The 13,346-nt window shown below is 64.5% G+C and carries 14 protein-coding genes; 2 read left to right on the top strand and 12 right to left on the bottom strand.

The window, feature by feature from the left end; all coding sequences use genetic code 11:
- Positions 1-2 precede the first annotated feature (2 nt).
- From KIP89_RS11505 to KIP89_RS11490, 4 genes are read right to left on the bottom strand one after another with little or no spacing between them, the layout of a single operon-like run.
- Complete coding sequence (locus KIP89_RS11505; protein WP_213755581.1) at positions 3-1,538, bottom strand: phage portal protein; 1,536 nt, start codon at positions 1,536-1,538, stop codon at positions 3-5.
- On the bottom strand, positions 1,538-1,747 hold the full coding sequence (locus tag KIP89_RS11500; RefSeq protein WP_213755580.1) for a phage head-tail joining protein: 210 nt from the start codon (positions 1,745-1,747) through the stop codon (positions 1,538-1,540). The genes KIP89_RS11505 and KIP89_RS11500 overlap by 1 nt, the downstream gene beginning before the upstream one ends.
- Positions 1,748-1,765: 18 nt before the next feature.
- Complete coding sequence (locus KIP89_RS11495) at positions 1,766-3,757, bottom strand: phage terminase large subunit family protein (protein ID WP_213755579.1); 1,992 nt, start codon at positions 3,755-3,757, stop codon at positions 1,766-1,768.
- On the bottom strand, positions 3,705-4,277 hold the full coding sequence (locus tag KIP89_RS11490) for an elements of external origin (RefSeq protein ID WP_213755578.1): 573 nt from the start codon (positions 4,275-4,277) through the stop codon (positions 3,705-3,707). The genes KIP89_RS11495 and KIP89_RS11490 overlap by 53 nt, the downstream gene beginning before the upstream one ends.
- Positions 4,278-4,386: 109 nt before the next feature.
- Here KIP89_RS11490 and KIP89_RS11485 point away from each other — a divergent pair, with 109 nt between their 5' ends.
- Both KIP89_RS11485 and KIP89_RS11480 read left to right on the top strand, forming a co-directional pair.
- The gene (locus tag KIP89_RS11485; protein ID WP_213755577.1) at positions 4,387-4,638 is read left to right on the top strand and encodes a hypothetical protein; all 252 of its coding nucleotides are present in this window, start codon (positions 4,387-4,389) and stop codon (positions 4,636-4,638) included.
- A gap of 24 nt (positions 4,639-4,662) precedes the next feature.
- Entirely contained in the window at positions 4,663-5,115 is a 453-nt protein-coding gene (locus KIP89_RS11480; RefSeq protein ID WP_213755576.1) for a hypothetical protein, read from the top strand.
- A 16-nt stretch (positions 5,116-5,131) separates the two neighbouring features.
- On the opposite strand, the gene KIP89_RS11475 is transcribed toward KIP89_RS11480, so the two are convergent.
- The 8 genes from KIP89_RS11475 to KIP89_RS11440 all read right to left on the bottom strand — a co-directional run bounded on the left by KIP89_RS11475 (position 5,132) and on the right by KIP89_RS11440 (position 13,327).
- Positions 5,132-6,340: a DUF6236 family protein gene (locus KIP89_RS11475; RefSeq protein WP_213755575.1), complete on the bottom strand. Its 1,209-nt coding sequence runs from the start codon at positions 6,338-6,340 to the stop codon at positions 5,132-5,134.
- 81 nt (positions 6,341-6,421) lie between these two features.
- Positions 6,422-7,126 (bottom strand): pyridoxal-phosphate dependent enzyme, encoded by a 705-nt coding sequence (locus tag KIP89_RS11470; RefSeq protein WP_213755574.1) that lies wholly within the window; start codon positions 7,124-7,126, stop codon positions 6,422-6,424.
- Positions 7,123-8,049 carry a DNA methyltransferase gene (locus KIP89_RS11465; protein ID WP_213755573.1) on the bottom strand — a complete coding sequence of 309 codons (927 nt, stop codon included), beginning with the start codon at positions 8,047-8,049 and terminating at the stop codon, positions 7,123-7,125. The genes KIP89_RS11470 and KIP89_RS11465 overlap by 4 nt, the downstream gene beginning before the upstream one ends.
- Positions 8,042-8,785, bottom strand: a complete 744-nt coding sequence (locus tag KIP89_RS11460; RefSeq protein WP_213755572.1) for a ParB/Srx family N-terminal domain-containing protein — start codon at positions 8,783-8,785, stop codon at positions 8,042-8,044. Before KIP89_RS11460 ends, KIP89_RS11465 begins: the two co-directional genes overlap by 8 nt.
- Positions 8,786-9,200: 415 nt before the next feature.
- The gene (locus KIP89_RS11455; protein ID WP_213755571.1) at positions 9,201-9,629 is read right to left on the bottom strand and encodes a DUF6362 family protein; all 429 of its coding nucleotides are present in this window, start codon (positions 9,627-9,629) and stop codon (positions 9,201-9,203) included.
- Positions 9,626-10,159 carry a RuvC family protein gene (locus KIP89_RS11450; protein WP_250152414.1) on the bottom strand — a complete coding sequence of 178 codons (534 nt, stop codon included), beginning with the start codon at positions 10,157-10,159 and terminating at the stop codon, positions 9,626-9,628. The genes KIP89_RS11455 and KIP89_RS11450 overlap by 4 nt, the downstream gene beginning before the upstream one ends.
- Positions 10,160-10,173: 14 nt before the next feature.
- Positions 10,174-10,881, bottom strand: coding sequence for a hypothetical protein (locus KIP89_RS11445; RefSeq protein ID WP_213755570.1), 708 nt, complete (start codon positions 10,879-10,881; stop codon positions 10,174-10,176).
- Between the two features lie 214 nt (positions 10,882-11,095).
- The gene (locus KIP89_RS11440) at positions 11,096-13,327 is read right to left on the bottom strand and encodes a helicase RepA family protein (protein ID WP_213755569.1); all 2,232 of its coding nucleotides are present in this window, start codon (positions 13,325-13,327) and stop codon (positions 11,096-11,098) included.
- Positions 13,328-13,346 lie beyond the last annotated feature (19 nt).

Below are 13,346 nucleotides of genomic sequence, written 5' to 3'. Positions count from 1 at the left end.
GATCAGTCGCCGGGCTTGGGCTTCGGCTTGCCCGGCGGCTCGTTGTCTGCGGTGTCGCCGGCCGGGTCGTTCGGATCGGGCTGCGCCGTTCCGGCCTTGGTCATCATGCGTGGATCGCTATCGAGCACGATCTTCAGCCGATCGAGCAGCGCATTCATTTCCGCAATTTCGCCCAGCTGTGAGGCCGGATCGTAGCCCTGCCGGGCGATGGCCTGGGCAAGCGTCATGGTGCCCGAGCGCAGCATCAGAAGATCGGCCTGCGCGTCCTTCAGGGGATCGACGGCATCAAAGCGCGGCGGTTGCCATTCGACCTTGACCACCGGGTTCGGGATCAGTCCGGCAACCCAAGCCGCCTCGGTGAACCAGCGCCAGACCGGTTCACAGAAGCCCGGTATCACCAATTGCCATTGCAGAGCGTCGACCATGCGCCGGAATTCGACGAGACCGCCGCGCAGGCTCGAATAGTTGACCTGAGACAGATCGCCGGTGAGCAGCTCGTAAGGCACGCGGTATCCGGCGGCGATGATGTGAAGCTGCGCCCGTAGCCATTCCGAGACGCCAGCCGTGGAGGCCGGCTGGTTGAACTTGATGTCCTTGCCGCCGCGCGCATAGGCGATCAGTCCGGGCTCGAACTGCTCGATGGTCTTGCCTTCGGCATCGACGACGGTCGGCGCCACGCCCTGATCGGCCTCATCCGCGCCGAGCACCACGCCAACGAGGCAGGCTTCGGTTTTCTTGCGGACAAGCTCCGCGTTGGTCCAATCATCAAGATCACGCATCGCCCGCATGGCCGGCGCGCCCCAGGGCACGCCGCGGCTCTGCACGCGCTGGCGCTCGAAGAGGTGGGCGATGCCATCTGCAGGCACGCGCGCCGAGGTGAGGCTGCGCGAGAGCGGCACGCTGGTATCGCCGGGATGATCGGGAAACAGCCAATAGGCGCGGCGTCGGCCGATGGCGTCATATTCGATGCCGCGCACGATCCGTCCGCCGTCGGGAAGTGCGCCGATCTTGGTATCGTCGAGGTGATCGGCTTCAAGCAGTTGAAGCTGCAGGGGCACCGGCAGCTTGTCTTCAGTGCGGCGGATACGACGGCGTACAAATACGTCGCCACCTTCGATCATCTCGCGCACGGCGAGCGTGGTAAGCCCGTGGAAATCGGCGAGACCATCGGCGTCCGATCGCGCTGCCCAGGGCTCCCAGAGTTCATTGATCCGGTTGTCGAGCGCGTCGGTTCCGGTCGCCGCGCGCGGCCTGATCCCGGCGCCGACGATGTTGTTCACCAGCACCGCCACGGCCTTCGCCGCATGCGGATTGTTGCGTGTCAGATCCCGCATGCGGTCGCGCAACCGCGACGCGCCGGAAGCGATCTCGCTATCGGCAGAGCTGGACGACGACCGCCAGCCGTCGGTGCGCCGTCCGACCGCAGCACCGTCATAGGCGCGCGCCAGCTTCTCGAACGCCTGGCGTTCCAGAAGGCGCTTGCGAGCGGCGCCCGGCGCGACGCTGGCGAGGGCGCGATCGATCCAGTTCGCGGCCATCAGCGATCACCGCGGCCGAAGCTGGCAAATCCGGCGATCGGGCGCGGATTGCCGGAGGTGGCGGCGATCTCGGTCTCGATGGTGCGGATACGCTTCAGGAGATCGTCCGCCGAGCCGTATTCGACGGTCTTGCCGTCATAAGTGACGCGCAATGTTCCGCCCGCGAAGGCGCGCTTCAGCGCATCGAGTTCGGTCTGCGTCCAGGGCATCGCAAATCCCGCAAGAAGTTAGAACCATTTGTCGTGCCGCCCGAGCCAGTCAGAGCGGCGCACGGGCGCAGTCGTGGGCGTGAGGCCGCGTTGATCGGCGGGCCGCGCTTCGTCCTCGGCTGCGACCCGAAGCTCTTCTTCGAGCGTCTCAAACTTGGCGTCGTCGAAGCGGTCGATCCCGAGCAGCCACGCGGCGGCGCGGGCATAAACCCGGCAATCGAGCGCCTCGTTGCGCTCGCGCATCTGCCGCCATTCGAGCTTCGAGAAGCCGCGGCGGTCGCGCACCGTCACCAGCTGCTCGGCGACAAGCTGCTTCACCCATTCGGCGGTGACGCTCTTCGGCAGATGCACGAAACCGTCCGGAAACGGCGTGTCTGCGGCGAGTTCTTCATCGGTAGGGCGGTCAAGCCGCAGGAAGCGATAGGTCTCGGACTTGAAGACGGCGACCGACACCTTCCAGAGTTTTACGCCGCGCCGGATCGTGCGGCCGTGCTCGTTGACATCGACATAGGTCGGGCCATCGACCGGAGTGGACCGGTCGAAGCCTTCAACGCCCTTGATCGCGAGCGCCTGGCCGACCCCGACGCGCCGCACCCAGCTGTATACGGCGGCGGTGTTGCGCCCATCGCCCGAGTCGATCGCAAGCCGCGCGATCCGCATCCGTGCGCCGTTCTCATGACGCCAGGTCTGGCCGAGCAACGCGGTCAGCTTTCCCCAGACCTCCTCGCGGCACGTGTCGCCTTCGAGGACAATGTGTTCGACGAGCGCGCTGGTGAGCCTTCGGCCCCACGCCCAGATATCGACCTCGATCCGGTCGTGCTGAACGTCGGCGCCTGCCGTGAGGATCAGGCCACACCCTGGCACCAGCGGTGCGAAATCTTCCCGCCGCTCATAGAGCCGCTGCCAATCCGGCGCTTCGCCGCGTTCCTGCCACGTCTCGCCGAGCAGCGTGTTCTTTGCGGCTTTGAGCGCCGCATCGTCGCCCTGAGCCGCTTCCCATTCGCGGGCGATATCGGCCCAGCCGAGCCAGCCGACCGGCGAATAGAGCCCGGAGATGTGAAAGCCGACGCAATGCGGATCAGCCGGCGTCGCGGTGGCGCGCCATTCACCTGCCGACAGCATCGCCGTCTTGTGGTGCTCGGCGATCGGTTGATCGCAGCCCTCGCAGTGATAGGCGGCGCTCGACGGTTCGCCGCTGGTCCACTTGAGGCGCTCGAACTTGAGCCATTGCAGCATCCCGCAATGCGGGCACGGCACGAAGAAGCGGCGCTGATCGCTCGCTTCGAATTCGCGTTCGATCCGCGACAGGCCCTTGATCGTCGGCGTCGAGACGAGAAACACCTTGGCGCGGTGACCGAAGGTGCGTGTGCGGGCGACGGCGAGCGCGACCGGATCGCCTTCGCCGTCGACATCGCCCTCATAGGCGTCCACCTCGTCGAGGAAGACATAGCGGGCGGGCATCGAGCGTAGGCCGACGGCGGAGTTTGCGCCGGTCAGGACAAGCTGCCCGCCCGCGAATTTCTTGGCCAGCACCGTGTTGCCGCTATCGCGCGAGCGCGACGGCAGGATGAGCGCCCGAAGCTCCGGGCTTTCGTCGATCAGCGGCTCGATGCGCTGTTGTGACAGGCGCTTGGCGAGATCCGTCGTCGGCTGGACGCCGAGGAATGGTCCCGGCGCCTGATGGATGCAATAGCCGATCCAGTTGTTCCCCGCCTCGGTCGCGCCGACCTGCGCCGCCTTCATGAAGACGATCCGCCTGGCCGAACTGCCGGGCGAGAGCGCATCCATGACGCCGCGCATGTAGGGCGTGCGGTCGGTTCGATAGCGGCCCGCCTCGGACGAGGCGCGAGAGGACAGAAAGCGATAGCGATCCGCCCAGGCCGAAACCGTCAGTGCCGGATCGGGCGCAAGGCCTCGGTTCCAGGCGGTGATGATCTCCGCGCGACCGTCGAAGCCCTCATCGAAGCTCGATGCCGATTTGGCTGAGTTCTTCGAGATGGCGTCGGACATGAGCTTCGAGAACCTGCTCGCAGCGATGAGGATCGATTTGCAGTTCGGCGGCGATCAAGGCGGCGGCGCGTGCCGGCCATTGCACCCAGGCGTCGCGTTCGCGCCTGGCCAGCGCAAACACCGTTGAGACCGCGCGTGACCGATCGACGAGATCGCCCTTGAGCTTACCAAGGCGGATGCGGCGCTCCTGCGCCTTGATCACTTCGTTCGCCGTGCGCGCCTGGACGAAGGTCATGTTGCCGGCGGCGGGCGCGGGCTCGCCGCTCTCGCGCAAGGTTTCACGCACGGCTTCGACCGCCGCCATGGGCACTGGACGCGGCGTGCCGCGCGGCGGCGGTGCCGATTTGGCAACGGGGCGAACCTGCGCGGGATCGGAGCTCGATCCCCAGGCGCGATCGGCCTTCTCGGGATCGATCGTGCCGTCCTCTTCTACGGCGATCCGGCCCGAGGCGATGGCCTTTCGAACCGCCATGTCGGAGACGCCGCGATGGCGCGCATAGGCCCTCCGCGACAGACCCATGGGCTGCGCTCCCAACCTTAAAATAATGAGCGATTAGAGCGACTTAGGAGTTGCTCCGATTTGTGTGTCGAGGCTGTCTGCGACCCGTCCTAACCCACGGAGATCGCTCATGAAAAGCCGCCGCAAAGTTCATCCCGCCGACGCCGCTAACGCTGCCGTTCTTGCCCAAGCCGTTCGCTACGACGTTGCCCTGTTTCTCGGAACCGGGCGCTACGCCCGGGCGAGCGCACTGAGCCTTGAAGATGCGCGGATCGAGGCGATGCGACTCGTTGCCGAGAACCCCAGCCCGTTCGGCAAGCGCCTTCCGCTAATCTACGGCGTCACCGCCGAAGGCCGCTCGGCGCTTGTCACTTCGAACTGAACCCAATCCTGAAGGAGCACGACCATGACCACGGAAGCCACGACCTACGACAAGAAGTTCAACGCCCAGCGCGGCGCGCAGCGCACCGGGTTGAAGCCCGGCGAGTTCGAAGTGTTCAAGACGCTTGATGGCCGGTTCGGCTGGCGGGCAATGGCGACCGACACCGATGGCCAGCCGCCAATCCAGATCACTGAGCCCGAGCAGGCAACACCGCCAACCAGCCCAAAGCCCGGCAAGCGCAAGGCAATTATCGAGCAGGCGCAGGCGGGCGCGCTTCCGACAGCGCCGGATTTCTCAAAGCCGACACATGCGCGGTTTCGGGCGAAGCTCGCCAAGCTGGTTGCGCTTGCCGAGGCGGGCGATCTCGAAGGCCTCAAGGCCATCGAGATCAACCCGGTTTCAACGAGCCCGAAGGCCATGGCGCGCTATCGCGATCTGGCGATCATCGCCATCGAGGCGCGTCGGGGTCCTTCCTGAGCCAATGCATGATTAACTAGCCGGGGAGCGAGAATTTCCGCTCTACGTCAAGGAGGTATGTATACGGTGACGAAGCACGTACCTTCGATTTGGCCAAATACGATTTCATCCCAACATCAGCGAGGGTAATGAACGCAGCGGCACCTAATAGCATTGGACCTGTATATCCGGTGATATACGCAAGTGCACCACCGCTTGCTGCGGATACAGTAAAACCTCGCTGGACTCCATCCCAAACACTTTGAATTGACTGAGACTCCAATTCCTTCTTTAGCTTCTCAAGTCCAGGATGGATTTTGTTTTCGAATAGCCGCTTCGCACCCTCTTCGAGTTCCTTCGGAGAAGATGATTTCTCAATTTTTCCTTTGAGATCATCGAAGTGGCCAGACAACTCGGCAATCTGATCCTTTCGTCCTCTTCGAAAGGCTATCATTTTCTTAACAGATGATTCAGGATCGACTTTCAGGCCTTTCATGACGACGGAAACGAGTGCGCCTCGCGCGGCAGTTTCGCCACTGGCCGCAACGTCATCAACCAAACACCGTAAATTGACCCCAGAAGACGGCTCTTCGTTTGTAAGTGCAGAGACTTGAACTTCCTTCGAGAGTAGAGCAGCCAGAGCTGACATGTAAACTTCAGCGAAGCGCCCATTGACCATTATCCACTCACCGTCTTGATCGTGACGGTATCGCCCAAGCATGTGTCGGATCTCATTGGAGAGTTTTTCCGGGTGCATCCCATACATACCAAAGTCACGAAGCATATGCCGTAGATGCGGTGGCAGCTTGTCGGCCGACAACATTTCAAGCCCGCCTGATTGGACCAAAAACGACCGCAAAGCGGGAGGCATTTTGTCTGGATGCAATCCGACCAGCTCTTCCAGTCGCCACTTCATTTCGTGGCCGAGTTTGTCAGCGTGCATAAGTGCGTTGCCAGCTGGAGCGTTTCCGCTCTCACCCCAGACGATGTTGTTTTGCCATTCCTGATCTTCAAGGAGCTTAAAAACACGCCTGCCCAGGTCTTCGAGTAACTCGGGATGCAAGTCACACCTCAATGGTCGCAGGTAACCTTCCTGCTCGCATATCTTGGTATCTTTGGTCTCATAAGGGTTTCTAATTGATGTCGGGACGATCGTTTGGACTTCATCCCAGAACAAAATCGCTGATCTAAGCCATCCGCCGTCACGAATGTCTATGTGCGGGTAATAAAGCGCTGTCCCGAGCATCCATGGCCCCTCTGCGAACTAATTGAGCAAAGACTAGCGCGTTCGACGCCACATTTCTATTGGATGGATGCCGATAAGAAGTTAGGGCCGAGCAGGCCCAGCGACATTCCAGAACACGACGCAGCCCGGACCCTTCCGGGCCGTCATCGTCTCCCAAGCCTTGGCGTCATAGTGCGGATCGGACGGAAACGGCGATGTCTCTTTCGCGACATCGGAGAATGGGCGCGGATAGACGTGGATCGTCGCACCCGCCACATCCTGCGGCTCAAGTTCTCGCCCGACCTGAACGACATGGCGGCGGGCACGCGGCCACGCCTGCGCCAGCGCCCGGGCAAGCACGCCGGAGCCAGCCGCACACCAGACTTCATCGGGATCAAGCCCTGTCGCAAGCGCGGCGTCTGCGAGGCGCGTGATGGCTTCGGGCAAATCGACGCCGAAGGGCACAAGCCGCGCGCCGCTCGTTTTCGCATAGTCCTTCGCGCGAGCTTGCACGACCGAGAGATAGCCGGGCCGAACCGGCACCACCTTCGCGCCAAGCCTTGCCGCTTCCAGTGTTCTAGGATGAAGCTTCGCCCGCGCCGCGACGAAGATCGTCGCGCGCTTGCCGAGATCCTTCGCGACGGTCGCGAGCGCGGTTTGCGCGCCGCCCTCAGCCGGGCTTGCATAAACGGCTTCCTCGGTGCCTTCGAACAGCACCGGCATGAACCGCGCTTTCGTTCCGCCCGGGAATAGATCGTCGCGGACGACCCAAACGGCGCCATGCTCGCGAATGATTGGCGCCGTCATAGCTGCACTTCCTCGATCTCGCCGAATTCGACTTCGCCGCAGGCTTCCGTCGCGCGCCGGGGATCGCCTTTGACGAAGACCAGCACGCTTTGATGGGTGCGGCCAAGTTTGCGCGCGGCGGTGAACTGTCGGCCGGTGCGGATGGGCAGCGACCCGACGGCGGTCACGAGGATCGCCTCGTTGTAGAATCGCGCGCCTGCCGCCTCAAAGGCTTCAACCGTTCGGCCTGGCAGGTTGACATAGAAACCGCGGCCGTCGCGCACATCGCCGACAATCCAGACCGCGAAACGGTCATCCATCAACCGGGCGACAGCGGCGGCAATGATCGCGGCCTGTGCCTCGAAGAACGCGGCCTCGTCCATCGTCGATAGATCGGCGGGATCGTCGGAATAGCGTTCGAGGTTCCAGTAGGGCGGGCAGGAGAAGATCAGGTCCGCCGCGACATCTGCGGCAATGGCACCGAGATCGCGTGCGTCGCCGACGCGCCATTCCGGCAATGGTTCGGCGGCGATAGCGACCTGCGCTCGGTTCGCCTCGACTTGCTCGGGCCGAAGTTCGATCCCGACGTAGCGACGCCCCAGGCGCGAGGCGACGATGCCGCGCACCGAACCGCCTGCAAATGGATCGAGCACGGTTCCGCCTTGCGGGCAGAACCAGCGATAGGCGATTTCGCACAAGACTGGATCGAAAATCGAGGTGCCGGAAGCGGTCGGCGCATCGGACGCCTCATAATGCTCCGCGAGGAATTCTTCCGTCGTCAGCTCGCGGCCGATCTCGGCCTCGCGAGCCCGTTTCTTCGCGTAGAAACTCGGATCGCCCGACGTGTGCGACGGCATCAGGACGCCGCCGTTCGAAGGCGCGCCGACTTGATGCTCGCCGCGCATCAGATCCTGGCCGAACGTGCGGGCGAGACCCTTAGCCATGGGCGGGTTTGTCCTTCTTTCCGGTCCATCCGCGATCCAGCGGGCGGGGTGAGCCGCCTGGCGTCGCATTGTTCCGGTTGCGATAGTGGTTGAGGCCGGGCTCGGTCACGCCGTTGGCGACGCCATAGGTCGCGCCTTCGCCGCGTCCAAGTTCCGAGCGGATGCCGAGATCGATCCAGGCGCGCTTGCGATCCTGCCACCAGCCCTTGCGGGCATCGAGCACCGAGAACGGCGGAATGCCGAAGCGCTCGGCAAGGGTCGCGCGTTGAGTTTCGGTCGAGGCATCGGAAGTCTGCTCGCCATCCGCCGCGCCATCGCCGCCGGCATCGCCGTCAAGGCCATCGAGCAACCGGCCGAGTTCTTCTTCGGCAAAGCCCAGAAGATCGAGATCGAAGGCGTCTTCGCGCAAGGCGGCGATTTCGGCTTTGAGCATCGCATCGTCCCAGCCCGCATTTTCCGCGATCCGGTTGTCGGCGATCACCAGCGCCCGGCGCTGCGATTCCGAAAGATGCGAAAGCACGATGACCGGAACTTCGGCGAGACCCAGCTTCTCGGCGGCTAGAACGCGGCCGTGGCCGGCGATGATCACATCGTCGGCGCCGATCAGCACCGGGTTCACGAAGCCGAACTCGGCAATCGAGCCCGCGATCTGCGCAATCTGATCGCCCGAATGCGTCCGTGCGTTGCGGACATAGGGGATCAGCCGCGCAATCGGGCGGGTCTCGATGGCGAGCATTGTGTCTCCGTTGAATGCGAACCGGGGTGCGAACCCGCGAACCTCAAGGGCGGGGTGCGAACCCGGTTCGCGAACCTGCCGCTAGCAAAGGATCGCGCTGCCGCCGCCCGCATACGTTGAGGGCCGGGAAGAACCTAGAAGGGGCGGGGATCGGCGGCTTCGCGCCGCGTGCGTGCGTCGAATGCGCGTTGTCGTCGGGATAAGCGTTTGAGTGCGAGCGTGCCGAGGATCATGGTGTCGATGCCTGCACCTCTCGCGATCATGCCAACAAATATCGCGAAAACCCCTGAATTTGTCTCGCTCGAAGTTCGACGAACTGGCATCAATGCGCGCCTGTTGAACGCAGGTGAAAGCCGCCCCCACGTCGTCGAATGCGCGTTCAAGTCGTCCCTACGCGCGCGCGAAGAGGGGCGCTTCATGACGCCTGTTTCCTCGGCTTCGACGTGCGCGCCTTGTCGTCGGCCTTGAGGCGATGGCTGATCTTGATCAGCGCGGTTGCCCACCAGCGCCAGGCTGTAGCTCTGCTCACGCCGAGCCTACGGCAGATCGGCTTCCACCGCATGCCCTCGGCCCGCAACCACACGACGCGCGCCTCGTCGGGTTCGAGCCAGAACAGCCAGGCGAAGCATTCGTCCATCCGGTCGATGGATTGCGGCGTCGCCCAGACCTTCATGGGCTGGCGTTCCATGGCCATGATCTCCCACGTCGTTCGCACGATGGCGGGCCAGACGTTGAAGTAGCCCTGCGGCTTGTCGTCAGGCAGGCGCCGCAGGGTGCGCGCAGCCTCCTCGAAGCGGTCCTCGATCTCGTTCGGCGATAGCGGTCCAGACAGGCGCTTGCTCATTGTGCGCCTCCGATCTCATTGGCGATGGCCCAGGCGAGAAGCGCCAGAGCATCGGCCTCGTTGTCGTCCTTGGGCAGGAAGCCTTGCGCCCGCATGGCGCGGATCACGTCCTCCTTTGGCGCGTTCCCCTTGCCGGTCGCGTGGCGCTTGATCGTGGCCACGGGCACGCCGAGATAGGGCGCGGCCTTGCGCTCGCACCACGCGGTGAGATGGGCGAGGAAGCCGCCATACACTTGCGCGGCAAGAGTGCCAGCGTGGGCGCGGACTTCCTCGAACACCACGGCGTCGAACGGACCAGCGTCGCGGTTGAGATCGGCGAGGAATTTTTCGAAGCGCAGGAATGCCATGCCAGCGCCTTCGAAGCGGCCGGGACGGAATTCGGTCACGCCCGAAGCGATCCGACCCGAACGCGGCAGCACGGCCCATCCGGTTCGGGTTCCAAGATCGAGGGCGAGGATCGTTCGCGACGGCGGCGGCGTCACGGCGGGCGCCGACGGGATGGCAGGGTTTTCAAAGGCGAGGGCAAGCATGGGTTCCTCCTGAGCTAGAACGGGATGTCGTCGCCGCGTTCCCAATCGATCGGCGGCTTGGTGGACGGGATTTCTGGGCGGGGATCGAGCAGCGGCGCGTAAAGCCCAGCGAAGCCGACAGAACGGTTTCGGCGATTGCGGGCAGGCAGTTTGCGGGCAGGCTTCGTCTCGCGTTCTGTGGCCACGACAGGCGCGGCAGAACCGATCGCAAGTTTGGCGGTTGTGCCTGCGGGCCGAACCGCGGTGACTTCGGCGCCGGGGAAGGCCTCTTTCGTCGCGCGCACCGTGTCGCCGAAGGCTTCGATCGCAATCGCCACTTCGGCGAGCGTCCACACCGCGCCCTTGCGCTCCTTCGCCAGCGCGAAGGCCTCGTCGGAATCGCGCACGATGGCGACGACCTCGCCGGTCTCGGGCAGCACGGCTTCCCAGATCGTCGGCGCGAGCGGTTTCCAGCCTCCGGTGATCGCGGCGGCGTCGAGCGCGTTCCAGGCCCGCAGCATGGCTTCGGCCTGGGCCGAGATCGCGGCCGAAACATCCGAACGGATCGCCTCGTCGAGACGTTCGGCTTGGCGTCGAAACCGAACGGCGAGGGGCGCATCGACAAGCTTCGGGAGGCGATCAATTCCCCACTTCCGTTCCATTGCCGACGCGACCGCATCGAGGCGATCGAGCGAGACCTTCGCCAGATCGGCGGAGGGCATCGGGTTCAGGGCGGAGGTCATGCCATCGCCCTCCGATGGGAGCGCGGCGCGGCACGCCCTCGCGTGCGCGCCCGCGCGGTATCCCCGAAGGGGATACTGACCTGTCTCCGTTTCCGTCTCCGCTTTGAAATCAACGGGTTAGTGGGACGTTTCCGCGTCTCCGCGACGTTTCCGCCTCCAATGAAATCAAGTACTTGGCGGATGTCTCCGCCGCGTCTCCGCAGGCATGTTGCGGTCATTCGAACTCCTCCGCAGGTTCATGATTTCGGCGCTGGTCGGAGCGCATATCGCGCTCGTCCAAAGGGACGATCCTCAGGCCGTAGGTTTTGGTTTTGGCGTCGAAGAGCGTCCGTTCGATCGCACCGCCGCCCATCAGGCGAGCCAGCACATCCGCGACGGTTTCAGACGCGACGCGCAGCGCCTTGCCGACGATCCCTGGCGCATAGCGATCCTTCGCCCGCGGTTGTTCGGAGAGCGGCGAGCCTGCGCTCCAGGCGCTTCGGATCGCCTCGAACAGCGCGCTTTCAATTTCGGCGGCGCGATCCACTTGCGGCGCGCGCTCATTCGGATCGCCGGGCACCAGCGCGCCGACTTCCTCGCCATTGGCGATGATGATCGAGACGCGCTTGAACCAGCGCGCCGAACCGGACGCGAGCGACAGGTTCGCCTTCGCATCATCGAGACGCACCCACAGGCGGCGCTCATCCGTATCCAGGGCGAACTTGTCGGCGTCGCTCTGCGACATGGCGAAGAGCGTGCGCATGATCCGAGCGACACCGCCGAGCGACGACGCACCACGCGAGGCCGACAGCGATCCTGTCCACGCATCGGGCGAAGCCGATGGCGGCTTGCCGGTGTGGTGGACGATGACGACCGCGCAATCGCCGCGCCGGGCCACTTCGCGCCACATGGCGGCGACGGCCTTGATCTGGGCGTTGTTGTTTTCGTCGACCTCGTGGGTCTCGACGAAGGGATCGACGATCAGCAGGCCGATGCCTTCGGCCTGCACCCGCTCGATGATGGCTTCGATATCCGGCAGTCGCACCACCGCGCCGTCCTTGGTCGCCTTGGCGATGACGAGTGGGCGCTCCGAGCCGGAGTTGAGACCGAGCTTGCCGCGCAGATCAGCGGGCGCGACGTTCCATTGCTGCATGATCGCAGCCAGGCGACGACGCAGTTCGTTGCGGTCGTCCTCGTTGTTCCAGACCCACGCCTTGATGGTCTCGTGAACGGTTTCGCCGACGATCTCGCCGCGGCCCGTGACGCCGGCCACCGCCAGCGCGATGCCGAGCGTGGATTTGCCCGCACCGGGCGGCGCCACGAGCACGGTCAGATGGCCGCGGATCGCAAAGGAGCCGACCAGCCAGCGGCGGCGCGGGATCATGGCGGCGCTAGCGCCGTCCTCCCATTCGATTTCGATCGGAGGCGGCGGAAGCTTGTCGTCGATCGTCACGACCGGGTTTGGCAGGTTCCACTTGCGCCGCGCGCCCGTGATCATCGAGTTGAGTTGAAGGCACGTCTGGTCGACTGTGTAGCTTCGCCCGTCCGGCCCGTTGCCGATGGTCAAGGCGGGCGCGAATGCCAGGATCTCGGCGTTCGACAATCCGCGCGCCACCCAGTTGCCGACGAGCCGCACGGTGTTCTGATGCCAGTGGTCGTTGCGCTGGATCGCGGCCAGGGTCGCCTCGACCGACAGACTGCCGATAGGCAGTTCGAGCGGCTTCGGCGTCGAAGGCGCCACTGAGGGCGCAGACGGCTCCGAAGCTGCCGGAGCAGCCTGTAGGAGAGGAGCGGGCGCGGCGAAGGCTTGCGCGAGCGCAGATGCCCAATAGGCCGGCGGACGATCATCCTCGGGAATATGAACTTCGGTGGCTTCACGCACGCGCCCGGGCTTGGCCGGCCAGGCGATCGAGCCGCCGAGCCGGAGCACGCGGCCGGGGTTCGAAACAGTGCTGTCGCCGCCAAGCGCGAGGCCGATGCCGGAGCACAACGCCTTGATCGCCGCGCCGTCCCGCTCGGCGTCCACAAGCCGCCACCAGAATTGCGCGCGCATATGGGGATGGCGACCGGTGACGACCGTCATGGTCGCCGGTACGCCCGCCGCCTTCGCCGCCCTGATGGCCGCTTCGACGCAATCATCATCGATATCGGCCCAGGCGAAGGGCGCGGAATAAAAATCGGAATCAGCCGTGCGCTTCGCGAGCGCAGTGCCGGGTTTGCGGAGCGCGGCGCCGACATAGACGTTGCAACGCTCGGTGCGGTTCAGTTCAGCGGCACGCTCGACCAGTTCTTCGAGCTGATCGGTGCCGAACATCTGCGCGTTGCGAAGCGAGCCGGTCGCCGGATCGGTCCACGCCAGTTCGACGAGCCCATCGAGCGCACCGTCGAAGCCGCCGCCGAACACCAATTCGACATGGCGGAGCATCGCAGTGGGATCGGGCTCGGATTCTGGCGCGTGAGTCGTCATTCGCGCTCCGGCGCGTTGA

It is taken from the genome of Ancylobacter radicis (assembly GCF_018449475.1).
GTDB classification, from domain to species: domain Bacteria; phylum Pseudomonadota; class Alphaproteobacteria; order Rhizobiales; family Xanthobacteraceae; genus Ancylobacter; species Ancylobacter radicis.
This window is presented reverse-complemented; position numbering and strand designations above follow the sequence as displayed.